The sequence below is a fragment of the Curvibacter cyanobacteriorum genome (genome assembly GCF_028649475.1).
In the GTDB taxonomy this organism is placed as follows: domain Bacteria; phylum Pseudomonadota; class Gammaproteobacteria; order Burkholderiales; family Burkholderiaceae_C; genus Curvibacter; species Curvibacter cyanobacteriorum.
In genome coordinates this window covers 147,611-166,739 of sequence record NZ_JAQSIP010000010.1, presented here as the reverse complement: position 1 = coordinate 166,739, position 19,129 = coordinate 147,611, and the positions used below count along the sequence as shown (strand labels likewise).

General features: G+C 68.0%; 17 protein-coding genes. 13 read left to right on the top strand and 4 right to left on the bottom strand.

Annotated elements, in window-relative coordinates:
• Window positions 1–372: 372 nt before the first annotated feature.
• Window positions 373–2,082, bottom strand: coding sequence for a single-stranded-DNA-specific exonuclease RecJ (gene recJ, locus PSQ40_RS18555; RefSeq protein ID WP_273953375.1), 1,710 nt, complete (start codon window positions 2,080–2,082; stop codon window positions 373–375).
• Window positions 2,079–3,068: a phosphoglycerate mutase gene (locus tag PSQ40_RS18550; protein ID WP_273953374.1), complete on the bottom strand. Its 990-nt coding sequence runs from the start codon at window positions 3,066–3,068 to the stop codon at window positions 2,079–2,081. Before PSQ40_RS18550 ends, recJ begins: the two co-directional genes overlap by 4 nt.
• A gap of 35 nt (window positions 3,069–3,103) precedes the next feature.
• Between PSQ40_RS18550 and PSQ40_RS18545 the strand changes: the two genes are divergently transcribed.
• The 3 genes from PSQ40_RS18545 to PSQ40_RS18535 are packed head-to-tail and all read left to right on the top strand — an operon-like array spanning window position 3,104 to window position 5,455.
• Window positions 3,104–4,360: a lipoprotein-releasing ABC transporter permease subunit gene (locus PSQ40_RS18545; RefSeq protein ID WP_273953373.1), complete on the top strand. Its 1,257-nt coding sequence runs from the start codon at window positions 3,104–3,106 to the stop codon at window positions 4,358–4,360.
• Window positions 4,353–5,084 (top strand): lipoprotein-releasing ABC transporter ATP-binding protein LolD, encoded by a 732-nt coding sequence (lolD, locus tag PSQ40_RS18540; RefSeq protein WP_273953372.1) that lies wholly within the window; start codon window positions 4,353–4,355, stop codon window positions 5,082–5,084. Before PSQ40_RS18545 ends, lolD begins: the two co-directional genes overlap by 8 nt.
• Window positions 5,081–5,455 carry a hypothetical protein gene (locus PSQ40_RS18535; protein ID WP_273953371.1) on the top strand — a complete coding sequence of 125 codons (375 nt, stop codon included), beginning with the start codon at window positions 5,081–5,083 and terminating at the stop codon, window positions 5,453–5,455. Before lolD ends, PSQ40_RS18535 begins: the two co-directional genes overlap by 4 nt.
• A 63-nt stretch (window positions 5,456–5,518) precedes the next feature.
• Here the strand turns inward: PSQ40_RS18535 and PSQ40_RS18530 are convergent, their stop codons facing one another.
• Window positions 5,519–5,722, bottom strand: a complete 204-nt coding sequence (locus tag PSQ40_RS18530) for a hypothetical protein (RefSeq protein ID WP_273953370.1) — start codon at window positions 5,720–5,722, stop codon at window positions 5,519–5,521.
• Between the two features lie 394 nt (window positions 5,723–6,116).
• Window positions 6,117–7,076: a chemotaxis protein gene (locus PSQ40_RS18525; RefSeq protein ID WP_273953369.1), complete on the bottom strand. Its 960-nt coding sequence runs from the start codon at window positions 7,074–7,076 to the stop codon at window positions 6,117–6,119.
• Window positions 7,077–7,219: 143 nt separating this feature from the next.
• Here PSQ40_RS18525 and PSQ40_RS18520 point away from each other — a divergent pair, with 143 nt between their 5' ends.
• The 10 genes from PSQ40_RS18520 to PSQ40_RS18475 all read left to right on the top strand — a co-directional run bounded on the left by PSQ40_RS18520 (window position 7,220) and on the right by PSQ40_RS18475 (window position 18,968).
• Window positions 7,220–8,146 carry a TatD family hydrolase gene (locus tag PSQ40_RS18520; RefSeq protein WP_273953368.1) on the top strand — a complete coding sequence of 309 codons (927 nt, stop codon included), beginning with the start codon at window positions 7,220–7,222 and terminating at the stop codon, window positions 8,144–8,146.
• Window positions 8,143–8,634 carry a DNA-deoxyinosine glycosylase gene (locus PSQ40_RS18515; protein ID WP_273953367.1) on the top strand — a complete coding sequence of 164 codons (492 nt, stop codon included), beginning with the start codon at window positions 8,143–8,145 and terminating at the stop codon, window positions 8,632–8,634. Before PSQ40_RS18520 ends, PSQ40_RS18515 begins: the two co-directional genes overlap by 4 nt.
• Before the next feature lie 108 nt (window positions 8,635–8,742).
• Complete coding sequence (locus tag PSQ40_RS18510; protein ID WP_273953366.1) at window positions 8,743–9,522, top strand: class I SAM-dependent methyltransferase; 780 nt, start codon at window positions 8,743–8,745, stop codon at window positions 9,520–9,522.
• A 241-nt stretch (window positions 9,523–9,763) separates the two neighbouring features.
• Window positions 9,764–11,584, top strand: coding sequence for a GspE/PulE family protein (locus tag PSQ40_RS18505; protein ID WP_273953365.1), 1,821 nt, complete (start codon window positions 9,764–9,766; stop codon window positions 11,582–11,584).
• A gap of 227 nt (window positions 11,585–11,811) precedes the next feature.
• Entirely contained in the window at window positions 11,812–12,300 is a 489-nt protein-coding gene (locus PSQ40_RS18500; protein ID WP_273953364.1) for a tripartite tricarboxylate transporter TctB family protein, read from the top strand.
• A 19-nt stretch (window positions 12,301–12,319) separates the two neighbouring features.
• Window positions 12,320–13,831 (top strand): tripartite tricarboxylate transporter permease, encoded by a 1,512-nt coding sequence (locus PSQ40_RS18495; RefSeq protein ID WP_273953363.1) that lies wholly within the window; start codon window positions 12,320–12,322, stop codon window positions 13,829–13,831.
• Window positions 13,832–14,022: 191 nt separating this feature from the next.
• On the top strand, window positions 14,023–15,324 hold the full coding sequence (locus PSQ40_RS18490; protein ID WP_273953362.1) for a DUF3422 family protein: 1,302 nt from the start codon (window positions 14,023–14,025) through the stop codon (window positions 15,322–15,324).
• A gap of 66 nt (window positions 15,325–15,390) precedes the next feature.
• Entirely contained in the window at window positions 15,391–16,356 is a 966-nt protein-coding gene (locus PSQ40_RS18485; protein WP_409338619.1) for a Bug family tripartite tricarboxylate transporter substrate binding protein, read from the top strand.
• A gap of 288 nt (window positions 16,357–16,644) precedes the next feature.
• Complete coding sequence (locus tag PSQ40_RS18480; protein ID WP_273953361.1) at window positions 16,645–18,264, top strand: ABC transporter substrate-binding protein; 1,620 nt, start codon at window positions 16,645–16,647, stop codon at window positions 18,262–18,264.
• On the top strand, window positions 18,264–18,968 hold the full coding sequence (locus tag PSQ40_RS18475; RefSeq protein WP_273953360.1) for a GntR family transcriptional regulator: 705 nt from the start codon (window positions 18,264–18,266) through the stop codon (window positions 18,966–18,968). Before PSQ40_RS18480 ends, PSQ40_RS18475 begins: the two co-directional genes overlap by 1 nt.
• Window positions 18,969–19,129: the final 161 nt, after the last annotated feature.

Genomic DNA, 19,129 nt, shown 5'->3' with positions numbered 1-19,129 from the left:
GGACAGTGAAACGACTCAGCGCCGATGATAGTGCGGGTTCCCGTGTGAAAGTAGGTCATCGTCAGGCTATTACAGCCCTCAAAACCCCCTCCCTTCATTGGGCGGGGGTTTTGTCTTTGGGGGGCTGAAAACCACTCCCGCGCCCTGGGCCGTGGAGCGCTTGCAGCGATGGGCCATCGAGCCATGGCCTGCGCCATCACCACCTCTGCTCAGGCCAGCTCTGGCCAACCCGCTGGCCTCCTCCTCGCCACTTCCACACACGCCCTCAACCACCTCCACCCACCAACAAAAACAGCACCCGAAGGCGCTGTTTGGCTAGCCAGGCGCAACGCCGATGGCGTACCCACGGCCTGCTTCAGGAGGGCGCCTTCTTCACACCTCGGCCCCCTCCACCAAAAAGCGCACCCGGCGCACCCCTTGCCACTCGTCGGCATCGAGGCGGAACGCGAGCTTGACGCGCTGCGGCAGCGGATCGGTGTGACCGAACCAGATGCCATCCACGGGCTGTCCCTGGTGCTTGAGCTTCAAGGCCAGGTGCTTCTCACCGACCAAACGCTGGGACACCACTTCCACTTCTTCACTGAAGGTCGGTGGGGCAAAGCCTTGCCCCCAGACCTCTCGGTGCAGGGTGTCCACCAGGTCGACGCGCCGGTACTCCGGGGCCAGGGCGCCGTCGGTGTCGAGCCGCCGCGTCAGGGTGGCAGCATCAAGCCATTCCTGGGCCACCTGGGCCAGGGCCTGCTCGAAAACCTCAAAGTGTTCTTCGGCCACGGTGCAGCCTGCAGCCATGGCGTGGCCACCAAACTTGATCAGCACACCGGGGTGGCGTTTGGCCACCAGGTCCAGGGCGTCACGCAAGTGGAAGCCGGGAATGGACCGGCCCGAGCCTTTGAGCTCATGGGACTTGCCGGGCGCGGCGCTGGCCGCGAACACAAAGGTCGGGCGGTGCAGTTTGTCTTTGAGGCGCGAGGCCACGATACCGACCACGCCTTCATGGAAGTCGGGGTCGTACACGCTGATGGCCGGGGGGGCTTCTTCGTCGGGGTCGAACAGCGACTCCGCGATCTGCATCGCCTGGTCACGCATGCCGCCTTCGATCTCTCGCCGTTCCCGGTTGATGCTGTCGAGCAGCTTGGCCAGTTCCTCTGCCCGCCCCGGGTCATCGGTGAGCAGGCATTCGATCCCCAGCGTCATGTCAGACAAGCGACCCGCTGCGTTGATGCGGGGCCCCAGGGCAAAGCCGAAGTCAAAGGTGGTGGCCACCCGGGCTTCGCGGGCCGCGGCCTTGAACAAGGCCGCCACCCCGGCGGGCAGCGCGCCTTGGCGGATGCGCTTCAAGCCCTGGGCCACCAGGCGCCGGTTGTTGGCGTCCAGGCGCACCACGTCGGCGACGGTGCCCAAGGCCACCAATGGCAACAAGGTATCGAGCTTTGGCTGATTTTGCGCGTCGAAGAGACCGCGTTGCCGCAACTCAGCACGCAGGGCCAGCAGCACGTAAAACATCACCCCCACCCCGGCCATGGCTTTGCTCTCAAAGTCGCAGCCCGGTTGGTTGGGGTTGACGATGACATCGGCTGCGGGCAACTCGGCCGCCGGCAAATGGTGGTCAGTGACCAGGACCTGCAGGCCCAGGGCTCGGGCCCGTGCCACGCCGTCCAGGCTGGCGATGCCGTTGTCCACGGTGATCAGCAGATCCGCCCCGCGCGCGTGTACCCGTTCGGCGATGGTGGCGGTCAGGCCGTAGCCGTCCACCACGCGGTCGGGCACCAGGTAGTCGACCTGGCGCGCCCCCAGCAGGCGCAAGCCCCGGACGGCTACCGCACAGGCTGTGGCGCCATCGCAGTCGTAGTCGGCGACGATGCAAAGGCGCTTGTTCTGGGCCATGGCCTCGGCGAGCAAGACCGCGGCCTGTGCCGCGCCCTTGAGGCTGCTGGGGGGCAGCAAGCGCGCCAGACCGTCGTCGAGTTGTTCCGCCTGGCTCACGCCGCGGGCGGCATACAGGCGGGCCAGCAGGGGATGCACCCCGGCTTGTTGAAGCGCCCAGACGGCACGGGGCGGCACATCGCGTTCCGTGATTTTCACAAGGCCTCCAACGCGGTGTTGCAGCGCGGGCGCTGAAACCAGCCCTTGAGCTTCTGGCCCAGCGAGCGGGGCGCCGAGTGCCAACGGCGGGCCGAGCGTTCCCCACACAAGGTCAGCTCAATGGGTTGGCCGGCTTCGCTGCGCTGCAGCAGCTCGCGCACCGGCCCGGCATCCAGTTGTTGCCAAGCGGCCGACCAGGCGGCCCAGTCGCCGTCCAGGGCCGGTTGGTGCAGCGTGTCCCACACCGTGGGGGCCTGGCGGGGGGCTTGCCAGGTGGCGGGCAGCACCCCGCTGCCGCTGACCCAGAAGGAGTTGACCACCGGCCGCCGTGCGGCCTGGCGGGCCTCGTTCAAGGGGTGGGTGTAGAGCAGCATCTGGGTTTCGCTTTGCAGGCGGCGCAGCGTGCGTGCCCCCGGGCCCTCGGGCAGCCACAGCTGGATGTCCCGGCGCAGCACACGGTCCAGTGCCGCGCTGTGCAGGTCACGGAACACCTCCCCAGAGGCCAGCCAGCGCTCCGGGGTGTCGATCTGCAGCGTGATGCCGTCCTCGGCAAAAAACGGTGCCAGTACGGCCAGCAAGGCCTGCGCCTCGCGCTCGCTCAGCGCCAGTTCGCTGGGGGCGCTCATCTGGATCTGGTCGGCGCCGACCAGCCAATGGCAGGGGTAGAACCAGGCCCAGGCGGTGCCCGGGGCGGCGCCCTGTTGCTGGGCTCGGTGGGCGGCCCAAGGGGGGGGCGCCGCGGGGGACACCCCGTCGGGCAAACCCAGGGCCCGCGCCAACGCGCGCTCGTGCGGGGGGATGTAGTGGTACTCGTCCCCCTCGTCGGTGGGCGCTGCTTGCAAGGTGGGCAGCAGGCGGTCCAGGTGGGGCAGTTGCAAGGCACTCAGGGCGGCACGGGCGCCTTCGGGGGCTGCCGCGGCATAGGGCACGATGACGGCTTGCGGCGTCGGGTCGGCCCCCAAGGGGGCAAGTTTCGAATCTGACATGGGGCTATTGTCCGGGATGCCACAATCTCGGCTCCATGCAAATCCCTTACGAACTGGCCTTGGGTTGGCGTTACACCCGTGCAGGCCGCGCCACCCGGCGAAATGGCTTCATCTCGTTCATCTCCGGCGTGTCCATGCTGGGCATCGCACTGGGCGTGGCGGCGCTGATCATCGTGCTGTCCGTGATGAACGGGTTTCAGAAGGAAGTGCGCGACCGCATGCTCAGCGTGGTGGCCCACATCGAGATTTTCACCCCCGACGGTCAGGCCCTGCCCGACCCCTCCAAGACCTTGGAGGAAGCGCGTCGCAACCCGGCGGTGGTGGGGGCGGCCCCCTTTGTGGCGGTGCAGGCGCTGTTGGCGCGCGGCGACACCTTGCGCGGCACCATCGTGCGCGGCATTGATCCGCTGCGCGAACCCGAAGTGACCGACCTCGCCGCCGCCCTCAAGGACGAGCTGCTCGAGCGCTTGGTCCCTGGGCAGTTTGGCGTGGTGCTGGGCAGCGAACTGGCGCGCAGTCTGGGGGTGCGAAAAGGCGACCCGGTCACCCTGGTGGCCCCCAGTGGTCAGGTGACGCCGGCGGGCGTGGTGCCCCGGCTCAAGCAGATGACCGTGGTGGGCACGTTTGATTCGGGCCACTACGAATACGACTCGACGCTGGCCATGATGCACCTGGACGATGTGGCGCGCATCTTCCGCCTCGAAGGGCCCACCGGCGTGCGCTTGCGCATCCGCGACCTGCAGGCTGCCCGCGAAGTGGCCCAGCAGTTGGCCGGTAGTTTGAGTGGTGACCTCCTGATCACCGACTGGACGCGGCAGAACAAGACCTGGTTTGCCGCCGTGCAGCTGGAGAAACGCATGATGTTCATCATCCTGACCTTGATCGTGGCCGTGGCCGCCTTCAACCTGGTCAGCACCCTGGTGATGACGGTGACCGACAAGCGCGCCGACATCGCCATCCTGCGCACCCTGGGGGCCAGCCCGTCCAGCATCATGGGCATTTTTGTGGTGCAGGGCGCCATGGTGGGGGTGGTGGGCACCCTGGCCGGGCTGCTGCTCGGCCTGGGCATCGCCTGCAACATCGACGTGCTGGTGCCTGCGCTGGAGCGCGCCTTCCAGGCCAGCTTTCTGCCCAAGGACATCTACCTGATCAGCCGCATGCCCAGCGAGCCCCAAAGCAGCGACATCGTGCCGATTGCCTTGATTTCCCTGGTGCTGGCTTTCCTAGCCACCCTCTACCCCAGCTGGCGGGCCAGCCGCGTGAACCCTGCTGAGGCGCTGCGCTATGAGTAAGACCGACCCTTCTGAACCCATCCTGCAGGCCACGGGCCTGTGCAAACGCTTCACCGAAGGCCTGCTCGACGTGCCGGTGCTGCAAGGGGTGGACCTGCGCATCGCGCGTGGTGACACGGTGGCCATTGTGGGCGCCTCGGGCTCGGGCAAGAGCACCCTGCTGCACTTGTTGGGCGGGCTCGATGCGCCCACCGAAGGCCGTGTCACCGTCATGGGGCAGGACCTGGGCACCCTCGACGCCAGCGCCCAGGGGCGCCTGCGCAACCAGCACCTGGGCTTTGTCTACCAGTTTCACCACCTGCTGCCCGAGTTCAGCGCCCTGGACAACGTGGCCATGCCCTTGCGCATCCGCCGGGCGGACCCGCGCCAGTCCGGCGAGGCCGCGCGACAGATGTTGGAAGCGGTGGGTCTGGGCGACCGGCTGCAGCACCGCCCGGCCGAGCTGTCGGGCGGCGAGCGCCAGCGTGTCGCCATGGCCCGTGCCCTGGTGGCCCAACCGGCTTGCGTGCTGGCCGACGAGCCCACGGGCAACCTGGACCGCAGCACCGCCGAGCAGGTGTTTCAGTTGATGCTGCGCCTGGCGCGGGAGCAGGGCACGGCCTTCGTCATGGTGACCCACGACGAAACCCTGGCCGCGCGCTGTGCGCGCCAACTGCGCCTGGTGCGCGGTCGCTTGACCGAGACCCGCCCGGGCCAGCCAGACCGCAGCGAGGTCATGCCATGAGCCAGGCGCTGGATTACCTGGTGTTTGATGTCAGCGACGACGCCGACGAGGTGCACACCTTCGACGCCATGGCCAGCGTCTGGCCTGCGCAATGGCCGGCACTGGCGTCCGAGTGGCGTGCCGTGCTGCACTGGGCGCGTCGGCATTTCGGACCCGAGGGGCCGTTGGACGAGGGGGCGCTGTGGGATGTGGATGTGCAGGCCTGGGTCGAGGCCTCGCCGGTGCAGCCGCTGGGGCTGGACATGGCGCACGCCGACTTGGCTGCTGGCCAGCACTTGCCCAGCGATCAGCGTTGCACCTTGACGCTGTCGCTGAGCGGTGGGGCCGAGTTCGCTGCCGCGCTGCGGCAGCAGTTTGACCTGCTGGACTGAGGTCCAGGCCGCCGGCCGTGGTCGGGTCCCGCAGGGCCCCACCTGGCTGGATGGCGTGCGGCTTCAGGCCGCCGAGGCGGCCGCTCCGTCGACGCTGCCGCGGGCCTGGCTGCGCGGCAGGCTGTCGTTGGCCTGGGCGCCCGGATTGGGGGGCACATGGGGTGTCACGGAGTTGCGCACGGTCACCACCGACGGGCTGGTCGGGGTCAGCGGCGAATGCAGGTTGATCGGTGCGTCAGGGCGGATGCGCAGTCGAAGGATGTTCATGGTGTGGCTCATCGGGGAGCACACCACCAGTCCCCGCCCATCGAAGGCTGTCATGGCGCATTCCCACGTGCCGCCATGGTCGGCCAGACTGGCATTTTCAAAGCCTTGAAAAGAGGGGTGAATCACCGCCATCTCCGGCTTTTGATCGCCTCGGCGTCAAACCAGCCGGCGACTCGGGCCAACGCCATCACTTGACGGTTTTATCGGCCCAAAAGTGGTCGAACTTGAGCCCCGCCCCCTGGCGGCCTGGCGCGGGGCCGCCCCCAAAAAAACGGCCTCACTGCGCGGCAGGAGGCCTGGGGGCGAGAACGCGGGACAGCGCGAAGGCGTCGGCCTGCCTGGTCGACGCCCGGCCCCCCGACCAGGGGGGCGTCGCGCGGTGCCGCCTGTGGCCTCAGCGGGTCATCACGGTGCGCAGCACCTGAGCCAGTTCGGCCGGGGCGAACTTGGCCACGTAGGCATCAGCGCCCACGCTCTTCACATGGTCCTCGTTGGTGGTGCCCGACAGGGACGAGTGGATGACCACGGGCAGGCCCTTGAAGCGCCCGTCCTGCTTGATGTTGCGGGTCAGCGTGAAGCCATCCATCTCGGGCATTTCGAGGTCGGTCAGCACGATCGCCACGCGGTCCTGGATGCTCTGCCCCTGGGCGCGGGCTTCGGCCTCGATGGCTTGCAAGCGCTCCCAGGCTTCTTTGCCGCTGCGCGTCATGATGAACGGCGCCCCCATGGCTTCGAGGCTCTTTTCCATCAGCGTGCGGGCCATCGGCGAGTCGTCGGCGGCCAGCACCACCGTGCCCGGGCGCAGGGTCAGGCCGGGGCCGATGGTGGTGGGGTTGACTTCCTGGTCGGGGGTGGGCGAGACCCGGCGTTGAATGGCTTCCACGTCCAGCACCTGCACCAGGCGGGTGTTGTCCACGTCGCCGTCGAGGCGGGCGATGCTGGTCACCAGGCCCGAGGCGGCATTGCCTTCAGCCGCCAGCACCTGGGTCCAGTCCAGGCGAACGATTTCTTCCACCCCTTCGACCGCGAAGGCAATGGTGTGGCGCGCGAACTCGGCCACCAGCATGATGTTCAGGCCCGATTGCGGCTGGCAACCCACGATGTAGGGCAGGTCGACCACCTGGATCACCTGGCCACGCAGGTTGACCACCCCGAGCACGCCCTTGGCGGCGCCGATGATGGCGGTGATCTTGGGCATCTCGACGATCTCGCGCACCTTGAACACATTGATGCCGAACAGCTCGGCCTTGTCGCCGTGGGCATCTTTGCCCAGGCGGAACAGCAACAATTCAAACTTGTTGCTGCTGGTGAGGTTGGTGCGCTCGTCGATCTCGCGTTGGGCTTCTGAGGTCATGGCGATTCCCGCTGGGTCAATGAAGAAACACAGTCTAGCCCGAAGCGGGCGCTTCGCATGCTGAGCCAGCACAAATTGAGCCCCAGTTTGGCGTGCCACCCCGGGCGGCTCAGGGGCGTTCTCTTTGCGGCATCATCGCCCCCATGTTGTTTTGTTTGGACACCCACTGCCACCTGGACGCGCCGGAGCTGGCCCCGGACCTCGACGCGGTGCGCCAACAGGCCCGTGCGGCGGGGGTGGGGCACTGTGTGCTGCCCGCGGTGCAGGTCAGCCATTTTGAGGCGGTGCGCGCCCTGGCCCACCGCCATGGCGACAGCTATGCACTGGGCATCCACCCGCTCTACACCGCGCCGGCCACGGGGGCCGACGTTGACCAACTGGCGGTCGCCTTGCAGGCCGCCCGCGATGACCCCCGGCTGGTCGCGGTGGGCGAAATCGGGCTCGACGGCTTTGTGCCCGGTCTGGACATGGCGCACCAGCAGACCCTGTACCGGGCCCAGCTGCAACTGGCCCGCCAGCACGGGCTGCCGGTGATCCTGCATGTGCGGCGTTCCGCCGACCTGGTGCTGGCGGGGTTGCGCGCCGTGGGCGGCGGGCGCGGCGCGCGTTGGCGCGGCATTGCCCATGCCTTCAATGGCAGCGCGCAGCAGGCGCAGGCCTTCATCGACCTGGGTTTCAAGCTGGGGTTTGGCGGCGCCTTGACCTTTGACCGTGCCTTGCAATTGCGGCGCCTGGCCGCCGAGCTGCCCCTGTCGGCCCTGGTGCTGGAGACCGACGCCCCCGACATCCCCCCGCACTGGCTGTACCGCCCTGCGGCCGAACGTGCCGCGGGCCAGCCGCAGGGCCGCAACACGCCTGGCGAACTGCCCCGCATTGCCCAGGTGCTGGCCGACCTGCGTGGTCTGCCCCTGGCGGCGGTGTTGCAGGCCACCACGCGCAACGCCTGCGAGGCCCTGCCCAAGCTGGGCGCGCTGCTGCCGGCCGAGGTCCGGGCCAGCCTGGCGGCCAAGGCGGAGGCCGAGACCCCAGCCGAGGCGATGCTGACGGGCCGGGCCGAGGGGGCCGCATGAGCCTGCAGGGCCTGGCGCCGATCCTGAACGCAGACACCCGGCTGCTGATCCTGGGCAGTTTTCCGGGCGCTCGCTCGCTGGCGCTGCAGCAGTACTACGGGCACCCGCAGAACCAGTTCTGGCGCTTGTTGGGCACACTGTGGCAGTGTGACCTGGTGGCGCAGAGTTACCCGCAACGGGTGCAGACCCTGCTGGAGCGCGGGCTGGGCCTGTGGGACGTCTACGCCGCCTGCGAACGCGAAGGCAGCCTGGACGCTGACATCCGCCACGCCGAACTGAACGACCTGAGTGGGCTGCGCCAGCGCTGCCCTTCGCTGGCGCTGATCGCCCACAACGGGGGCGAGAGTTTCCGCCACGCCCGCCACACCCAGGGCCTGGGCCTGCCGGTGTGCCGCCTGCCCTCCAGCAGCCCGGCCAACGCGTCCCAGCGCTTTGAGCACAAGCTGGCGCTGTGGGGCGAGGCCTTGCGGCAGGCGGGATTGCTCTGAGGGCGCCAGGGCGCGGCGGGGTGGCATCGGGCCAGGGGCCCGCCCCTCGGCGCGCGGGCCCGGCGCGGGCGCCTGCTAAAGTTCGGCACCTTTTTTGAATGCTCCGCCATGGCCCGCCCCAAGTCCGCTCCTGCCGTCGAACTCCCAGAAGTCAATTTTTCCGATTACGGGGGTGTGCGCTGCCTGCACCTGGGCACCGAGTGGATTCAGGGCTCGATGATCCTCGACGCCCCGTACGACATCGAGCTGGAGTACGTGCAGCGCATGATGGCCTGGCTGTTGTTCACCGACCCGGCGCGCCTGACCCGATTCCATGCCATGCAGCTCGGCCTCGGCGCCGGCACGCTGACCAAGTTCTGCCGCAAGAAGCTGCGCGTCACCACCACCGCCATCGAACTCAACCCGCAGGTGCTGCATGCCTGCCGCGGCTGGTTCAAGCTGCCGGCCGACGACAGCAAGCTGCGCGTGGTGATCGCCGATGCGGCCGAAGAGATCCGCAACCCCATGTGGCAGGGCGTGGTCGACGCCTTGCAGGTGGACCTCTACGACCACGAGGCCGCCGCTCCGGTGCTGGACAGCGCCGAGTTCTACGCCGATTGCCGGCGCCTGCTCAGCGACGACGCCTGCATGACGGTCAACCTGTTCGGGCGTTCGTCCAGCTACGAGCGCAGCGTCGAGAAAATGGTGGAGGCCTTCGGCATCGACGCCGTCTGGGCCTTCAAGCCCACGCGCGAAGGCAACACCGTGGTGCTGGCACAGCGCACGCCCTCGCGGCCCAAGCGCGAGGTGCTGATGGAGCGCGCCGAGTTCATCCAAAGCCGCTGGGACCTGCCGGCCACCAAGTGGCTGCGCGCCTTCAAGCCGCTGCAGACCAAGCTGTCGGCCTGAGGGCAGGGCGCGGCGCGCTCGACTGCGGCGGCGGGGCCCTCGGGCTGGCCGACTGCGCGGCCCGCTCGCTCGGTCCGGCCGCCAGGTCCTCTGCGCCTTGGGTGACGGCTTCGCAAAGGGCGCGTGGCGGTCCTGTAAATCGCGGGCTGGCGGCCGTCGTGCCCGTGCCGGCGCGTTATGCTGAAGGGGTTGCCGGCCGCCTGGGGCCGGCCTGATCGGCCCACCGCGGCTTTGTTGCCCCATGCCCCATCGCCAACGACCTGTCACTTCCCCCGTCCCGCCTGCCGCTGCGGCCCTTGCGTCTGCCTTTGTCGGTCTGCTGGATTGGCGCCGGGTGGTCGGTTGGCTGCGCGACGACGGGGTGATTTCGGCCGAAGAAGCCGAACGCACCGTGGCGCGCTGTGCCCAGGCCGAGAGCGCACAGCACCCGCTGGTGCGCCTGGCCAGCGTGGCCATGGCGCGGGCCACCGATGGCAAGTCCTTGGACCTCGAAACCCTGACCCAGTACATCGCAGGCCGCGCGGGCGTGGACTACCTGCGCATCGACCCGCTGCGCGTGGATGTGGGCAAGGTGGCCGACACCATGAGCGCGGCCTACGCCGAGCGCCACCGCGTGTTGCCGGTGCAGGTCACGCCGACCGAGGTGGTGGTGGCGACGGCCGAGCCCTTCATCACCGACTGGGTGGCCGAGGTCGAGCGCCAGTCGCGCCGGCACGTGCGCCGCGTGGTGGCCAACCCGCTCGAGATCCAGCGCTTCACCGCCGAATTTTTTGCCCTGGCCAAGTCCGTGCGTGCCGCGCAAAAGGCGGGCGCCGTCAACAGCGCGGCGAGCTTCGAGCAGTTGGTCGAGCTGGGCCGCAGCAACAAGCAGCTCGACGCCAACGACCAGGGCGTGGTGCGGGTGGTCGACTGGCTGTGGCAGTACGCGTTTGACCAGCGTGCCAGCGACATCCACCTGGAGCCGCGGCGCGAGCAGGGCGTGATCCGCTTTCGCATCGATGGTGTGCTGCACTCGGTCTACCAAATGCCCATGGGCGTGCTCAATGCCATGGTGGCGCGCGTCAAGTTGCTGGGCCGCATGGACGTGGTCGAGCGCCGCCGCCCGCAGGACGGCCGCATCAAGACCCGCAACCCGCGCGGCGATGAGGTCGAGATGCGCCTGTCCACCCTGCCCACCGCCTTTGGCGAGAAGATGGTGATGCGGATCTTCGACCCCGACACCGCCGTCAAAGACCTGGACGCGCTGGGCTTCTCCCACCACGACGCGCAGCGCTGGGAGCAGCTGGTGCGCCGCCCCTACGGCATCGTGCTGGTCACCGGCCCGACGGGCTCGGGCAAGACCACCACGCTGTACTCCACCCTCAAGCGCATCGCCACCGACGAGGTGAACGTCTGCACGGTGGAGGACCCGATCGAAATGATCGAGCCCGCCTTCAACCAGACCCAGGTCCAGCCCCAGCTCGACTTCAGCTTCGCCGAAGGCCTGCGTTCGCTGATGCGGCAGGACCCCGACATCATCATGGTGGGCGAAATCCGCGACCTGGAAACCGCGGACATGGCGGTGCAGGCCGCCCTGACAGGCCACCTGGTGTTCTCCACCCTGCACACCAACGACGCGCCCAGCGCCATCACACGCCTGATGGAGCTGGGGGTGCCACCCTACCTGCTGAACGCCACCGTGCTGGGGGTGCTGGCGCAGCGCCTGGTGCGCACCCTGTGCAAGCAGTGCAAGGTGCGTGACGAGTCGGTGTCCGAGCAGGCCCTGGCTGACTTTGTGAAGCCCTGGAAGATCAACATCAACGGCGGCTACCGCCCCTACAAGCCCGTGGGCTGCGTCGACTGCCGCATGACCGGCTTCATGGGCCGCATGGGCCTGTACGAGCTGTTGACGGTCAGCGAGGTCTTCAAGGACAAGGTCACCAAAGAGCCCAGCATGGACGTGCTGCGCCGCCAGGGCGTGGCCGACGGCATGCGCCCGCTGCGCCTGGCGGGGGCGCTGCGGGTGGCCGAGGGCCTGACCACGCTCGAAGAGGTGCTGGCGGCCACGCCGCCGCTGGATTGAGCCCTTGTTTTTGATCGTGCGCTGACTGAACAGGACGATCTTCTCGAAAGAGGTTCGACGACCTCATGAGGTCAATTTGGGTTTTCCCTTGGTTTGGCGCTTATTTGTGTCCACCTTGTGACAGCGGGGCGCCGCGAGGCGTTTTTGGTAGGTGGTATCCACATCCGTCAGCCAACTGAAAGCCACCACAATCAGCCAGTCGAAAAATTCTTTCGAGGAGATAACTCGTGAAAATCAAAAGTCAAAAAGACTTTTTTTCCGGCCTCATGTTCATGGTGGTCGGCATTGCGTTTGCATGGGGTGCCACGACGTACAGCGTCGGTAGTGGTGCTCGCATGGGTCCCGGGTACTTCCCGCTCATGTTGGGGATCTTGCTCGCCTTGATCGGCGCGGTGATCACCTTCAAGGCGTTGGTGGTCGAGACGGAATCGGGTGACAAGATCGGCAAGTGGGCCTGGAAGCCGCTGTTCTTCATCCTGGCGGCCAACTTCCTGTTCGGTATCTTGCTGGGCGGTCTGCCCAGCCTGGGGATCCCGGCCATGGGCATGATCTTGGGCATCTTCGCGCTGGTGATCATTGCCAGCCTGGCGGGCAACGAGTTCAACCTCAAGGGCGTTCTGGGGCTGTCGGTCATCCTGGCCGTGGGCAGCTACCTGGCCTTCGTGGTGCTGCTGAAACTGCAGTTCCCGGTCTGGCCTAGCTTCATCACCGGTTGAGCATCGAGGACAACACAAAATGGATCTGATCAATAACCTGTCGCTCGGTTTTGGCGTGGCCTTCACCATGCAAAACCTGGTCTACGCTTTCGTCGGCTGCCTGTTGGGCACGCTGATCGGCGTGCTGCCGGGCATCGGCCCCGTGGCCACCATCGCCATGCTGCTGCCCGCCACCTACGCGCTGCCCCCGGTGGCCGCGCTGATCATGCTGGCCGGCATCTACTACGGTGCTCAGTACGGTGGTTCGACCACCGCGATTCTGGTCAACCTGCCGGGCGAGTCCTCGTCGGTGGTGACCGTGATCGACGGCTACCAAATGGCCCGCAAGGGCCGTGCAGGTCCCGCCCTGGCGGCCGCCGGTCTGGGTTCGTTCTTCGCTGGTTGCGTGGGCACGCTGATCCTGGCCGCCTTCGCGCCGCCGCTGACCGAAGTCGCCTTCAAGTTCGGCCCGGCCGAGTACTTCTCGCTGATGATCCTGGGCCTGATTGGCGCCGTGGTGCTGGCTTCGGGCTCGCTGCTCAAGGCGGTGGCCATGATCGTGCTGGGCCTGCTGATGGGTCTGGTCGGTACCGACGTGAACTCCGGTGTGGCGCGCTTCAGCTTCGACATCCCCGAGTTGACCGACGGCATTGGCTTCGTGGCGATCGCCATGGGTGTGTTCGGTTACGGTGAAATCATCTCCAACCTGGCCCAGCCGGATGACGAGCGTGAAGTGTTCACCGCCAAGGTCGACGGCCTGCTGCCGACCGCCACCGACTTCAAGCGCATGATCCCTGCGGTGCTGCGTGGCACGGCCCTGGGTTCGGCCCTGGGCATCTTGCCCGGTGGCGGCGCGCTGCTGGCGGCTTTCGCGGCCTACACGATCGAAAAGAAGACCAAGCTGCAACCTGGCGAAGTCCCGTTCGGTCAAGGCAACATCCGCGGTGTGGCTGCCCCTGAAGCGGCCAACAACGCCGGTGCCCAAACCTCCTTCATCCCGCTGCTGACGCTGGGCATCCCGCCCAACGCGGTGATGGCGCTGATGGTGGGTGCGATGACCATCCACAACATCCAGCCGGGCCCGCAGGTGATGACCAGCAACCCCGAACTGTTCTGGGGCCTGATCGCCTCGATGTGGCTGGGCAATGCCATGCTGATCATCTTGAACCTGCCGCTGATTGGCATCTGGATCAAGCTGCTGACCGTGCCTTACCGTTGGCTGTTCCCGTCCATCGTGCTGTTCTGCGCGATCGGCGTGTACTCCACCAACAACAACACCTTCGACATCTGGATGGTGGGTGGCTTCGGTTTCATCGGTTACCTGTTCCACAAGCTGGGCGTGGAACCCGCTCCGCTGCTGCTGGGTTTCATCCTGGGCCCGATGATGGAAGAAAACCTGCGCCGTGCGCTGCTGCTGTCGCGTGGCGACTGGAGCGTGTTCGTGACCCGTCCGCTGTCGGCCGGTCTGCTGGCCGCCGCTGCCCTGCTGCTGATCGTGGTGCTGATGCCTGCGGTCAAGAACAAGCGCGAACAGGCTTTCGTGGACGACTGAAGCCCGTCCGGGACCCCGGCCCTGAGCCGGTCCGTCCCGGGTCGATGCGCCAAAACGGCACCTTCGGGTGCCGTTTTTTTTCGCCTGTGGTCGCCCCCTGGGGATGGCGGCACCTCGGCTTCGATGGGCGCGCGGGCGCTTGGGTGAAAATGACAGTTTCCCGGAGCCCATCCGGATTCACCAAGGGACGCATGAGCCAGCCGTTTCAACTCCAACAGCACCCGCAGCGGGTGGCGCTGCACAACGAGGTCCACGCCCGTCCACCGGAGGCCTTGACGGCACCGCTGGTGATTTCTCATTTGGTCATGGCCTGCGACGCCCAGCAGCGTGAGCTCAGTCGCCAGCACCTGGCCACCTTGTTGCGTGACCACCACCAGGCGCCGCCCGATGCGGGCTCGACGCATTTGCGCACCGAGCTCGGACCGTTTCGACTGCGCTGGGAGCTGCACACCGAGTTCGTCAGCTGGACCTTCAGCCGCCCCATCGATGGGGCGGCCCTTGGTGGCGCGCAGCTGCCCACGGCGGCGGCGGTGGTGCCGCAGGACTGGCTCAGCGCCCTGCCAGGGCGCTGTTTCACGGCCATGCACCTGTCGGTGCTGCCGACCACCGCGCCCGAGCCCGAGGCCTGGGTCAAGCGCCTGTTTCACGAAGAGTCGTTGGTGGCCTCGCAGGTGGCCGACGGCTATGGTGAGGTCTACACCGACTTCGCCATCCATGCCGACGGTTTCTCGCACATGCTGCTGCTGGCCGGCAGCCTGTCGCCGCGCCGCCTGGGCCGCCTGGTGCAGCGCCTGCTCGAGATCGAGACCTACCGCATGGCGGCCCTGCTGGGCCTGCCCGTGGCGCGTGAAGCGGGCGCCTTGTTGTCCACTGTGGACCAGGAGCTGGCGGCCTTGGCCGAGGCCATCCGCGCCGCCGCCCGCGACGACGAACCTCAGTTGCTGGACCGCCTGACCCGCCTGGCCGGCCAGGTCGAGAGCCAGTACGCGCTCACGCACAGCCGGTTTTCAGCCAGCGCCGCCTACTTTGAGTTGGTCGACAAACGCATTGCCGACATCGGCGAGACCCGGCTGGCCGGGCTGCAGACGATTGGCGAGTTCATGGAGCGCCGCCTGACCCCCGCGCGCAGCACCTGCGAGTGGGCCGCCCGGCGCCAGGACGCGCTGTCGCAGCGCGTCTCGCGCATCAGCAACCTGCTGCGTACCCGGGTCGAGATCGAACAGCAACAAAGCAGCCAGGACCTGCTGACCACCATGAACCAACGCCAGGACCTGCAGCTCAAGCTGCAGTCCACGGTGGAGGGGCTGTCGGTGGCCGCCATCAGCTACTACATCGTCGGCTTGCTGGGCTACGTGGCCAAGGGGGCGACTAAGGTGGGTTGGCCCCTCAGCGCCGAGACCACCACGGCGGTGGCCATCCCGGTGGTGGTGCTGTCGGTGTGGTGGTCGCTGCGCCGCATGCACCACCGCATCGTGGGCGGGGCTCGCCACTGAGTCCGCTGGGGACGGGCACGCCACTTGCCGCCTCGTTCGAACTGTTGAACCTGTGAGGAGTTGGATTTGAAACGACGTCATCTTCTGAGTGCCGCCACCGCCCTGGGCACGGCCCCGCTGGTCTGGGCCCAGGCGGGCTACCCGAGCAAGCCGCTGCGTTTGTTGGTTCCGTTCCCGGCCGGGGGCGCCACCGACATCCTGGCGCGCACCGTGTCGCAGAAGCTGGGCGAGCGCCTGGGCACCACCGTGGTGGTGGAGAACCGGCCTGGCGCCGGTGGCACCATCGGCTCGGACCTGGTGGCCAAGGCGGCCCCCGACGGCTACACCCTGCTGCTGGCCACCAGCAGCACGCACGCGATTGGCCCGGCACTCAACGCCAAACTGCCCTACGACCCGGTGCACGACTTCAGCCCCATCGCCCAGGTGGGGCTGGCGCCCAGCATCATGCTGGTGCCCAACAGCTCGCCCGCCCGCACGGTGCAGGAATGGATCCAGCACGCGCGGCGCAACCCGGGGCGGCTCAACTACGCCTCCAGTGGCAACGGCACCATCGTTCAGCTGACGGCCGAGTTGTTCAAGTCGCAGGCGGGTCTGTTTGTGGTGCACATCCCTTACAAGGGCACCGCGCTGGCGATTCCGGACCTGGTCAGCGGCAAGCTCGATGTGTTGTTCGACTCGCTGCCCACGGGCCTGCCGCATGTGCGCGACGGCCGCCTGCGGGCGCTGGGTGTGACCACGCTCAAGCGCAGCCCGCTGGTGCCCGACCTGCCGCCGATCGCCGATGTGCTGCCCGGCTTCGAGTCCACCACCTGGTTCGGCCTGTACGGCCCCAAGGGGCTGCCAACCGACTTGCAAGGCCGGCTCAACACCGCCGTGCAGCAGGCGCTGGCCGACCCCGAGGTCAAGGACAAGCTGGCGCGCCTGGGCATCGAGGGCGTCACCGGCAGCCCGGCCCAGTTCGCCGCGCTGGTGGCGGCCGATGCGGCCAAGTGGAAGAAGATCGTGGTGGAGCGCAAGATCACCGGCGACTGAGCCGGTCGGTCGGCCCCCCCCGGTGCCCGGTTGCCCCAGGGCGCCCGGGGCCCATGCCCGCCCTGAGCCGGGGCACCCGCTGCGCCGGCCCAGGCCTGATCTCGGTGCATGCACAGGCCTGGGGAGTGGCGCGCCGGTGACCCCGCAGCGTCCCACCCACGGGCGCCAAGTACAAACCCTTGCCGCGCCAGGCGGGGCGCGCTCGGGCAAAAAACAGCGCGCTCACGGCGCCGGGTTGGCATGTTGCATGCTCAGCAGAGGCTTTCCGAACTTTGAGGAGCCTCTTCCATGCAATCAGCCTCCCTGCGGTTTCGCCGCCTGGCCTGGTCCGCGGCCCTGGCCGTGGGCGCCTTGAGCGTCAGCAGCGCCAGCTGGGCCGAATCGGTGGTCCGCTACGGCATCTCGATGGCCGACATCCCCTTGACCTCGGGTCAGCCCGACCGCGGCGCCGGGGCCTACCAGTTCACCGGCCACACGATTTACGACCCCCTGATCGCCTGGGAGGCCAACATCGGCTCGCGGCCCGGCAAGCTGGTGCCTGGCCTGGCCACCGAATGGAAGCCCGACCCCAAAGACCCCAAGAAGTGGCTCTTCACGCTGCGCAAGGGCGTCAAGTTCCATGACGGCTCGGTCTTCAACGCCGACGCCGTGGTCTGGAACCTCGACAAGGTGCTGAGCGACAAGTCGCCCCAGTACGACGCCAAGCAAGCCGCCCAGGTGCGGCCACGCATCCCGTCGATTGCCAGCTGGCGCAAGGTCAGTGACGAGGTGGTGGAAATCACCACCAAGGACGTCGACGCGCTGTTCCCGTACCAACTGCCGTGGTTCCTGATCGGCAGCCCGGCGCAGTGGGACAAACTGGGGCGCGACTGGAACAAGGTCGCCAGCCAGCCCTCGGGCACCGGCCCCTTCAAGCTCGACAAGCTGGTGCCGCGCGAGCGCGCCGAGCTGGTGCGCCATGCGGGCTACTGGGACAAGGCCCGCCTGGCCAAGGCCGACCGCATCGTGCTGCTGCCGATCCCCGACGCGCTGACCCGCGCCAACGCCTTGCTCAACGGCCAGGTCGACGTCATCGAAACGCCGCCGCCGGACGCGCTGGGCCAGTTGCAAAAGGGGGGCTTCAAGATCGTCAGCAACGTCACGCCGCATGTCTGGCCCTACCACTTCAGCACCCAGCCCGGCTCGCCCTGGGCCGATGTGCGGGTGCGCAAGGCCGTCAACCTGGCGATCGACCGCGAGGCGATTGTCAGCCTGCTCAATGGCCAGGCCTCGGTGGCCCGCGGCCAGCTCGACGCCACCAGCCCCTGGTTCGGCAAGCCGACCTTCGACGTCAAGTACGACCTCGCCCAAGCGCGCGCCCTGATGGCCCAGGCGGGTTACGGCAAGAGCCGTCCGCTCAAGGCGAAGGTGATCATTGCGCAGGGCGGCAGTGGCCAGATGCTGTCGCTGCCGATGAACGAGTTCATCCAGCAAAGCCTGGCCGAGATCGGGGTGCAGATCGAGTTCGAGGTGGTCGAGCTGGAGAACCTGTACCTGCACTGGCGCAGCGGGGCCAAGGCCGACATGAACGCCGGCAAGGGCATCAGCGCCATCAACCTGGGCTATGTCACGGCCGACCCGTTCTACGCCCTGACGCGCTTCATGGACAGCCGCTACATCGCCCCCAATGGCGTCAATTGGGGGGGGCTGAGCGACCCGCAGGTGGACGCCACGATCGACAAGATCCGCACCACCTTTGACCCCAAGGCGCAGGACAAGCTGCTGGCCTCGCTGCATGAGACCCTGGTCAACCAGGCGCTGATGCTGTGGGTGGTGCACGACACCAACCCGCATGCCCATTCGCCCAAGATCAAGCACTTTGTGCAGGCCCAGCACTGGTTCCAGGACCTGACCACGGTGGGCTACTGATGCCCAAAGGCGGCGACGCTCCCCGCACGGCCACCCCCGTGCCACGGGGGCAGCTGGTGGACCATGTGCTGCGCCGCATGGCCGACGACATCGTGCTGGGCCGGCTGGCGCCGGGCCTGCACCTCGACGAGCAGGCCATGGCCGCGCGTTACCAGGTCTCGCGCACCCCCGTGCGCGAGGCGCTCAAGCTGCTGGTGGCCAGCGGCCTGGCCGACTACCGCCCCAACCGGGGCTCGGTGGTGCGCCAGCTCGACTCGGCGGAGCTGGACCTGATGTTCGAGGCCATTGCCGAACTCGAGTCGGCCTGCGCCCGCCACGCGGCGCTGCGCCTGACCCAGGCCGAGCGCCAGCAGCTGCTGCAGGCCCACGCCGAGGGGCGCCAGGCCATGCAGGCGCACGACATGGAGGCCTACGACCGCGCCAACCAGCGCTTGCACCAGATCATCCTGGAAGGCGCCCACAACCCCTACCTGATCGACACCACCCGCACTCTGCGCAGCCGGGTGATGGCGTTCCGGCGCGGTCAGTTCACCCGGCTGGACCGGCTGGTCCAGTCCTACGAGGAGCACAGCCGCCTGGTCGAGGCCCTGCTCGCGCACGACGCGCTGGCGGCCCACCGGGAGATGCGCTCCCATCTGCTGTCCGCACGCCACGCCACCAGCCTGCTGGCGCCGCAGTGGCGCGACGAACCGGCGCTGCCGTGAGCGCGGCGCGGGCCCCGCTGCGGCGCTGGGCGCCCAGCCCTCGCCGGGCTGCAAGCCTGCCTTCGCCAGGGTGCAGCGCGGCACCCGGTCGGGCTGGGCCCGGCGTCCCCCGCAGCGGGCCCCTCGGTGCGATAATTTTTGACTCTGTGCGGTCTCGGCCC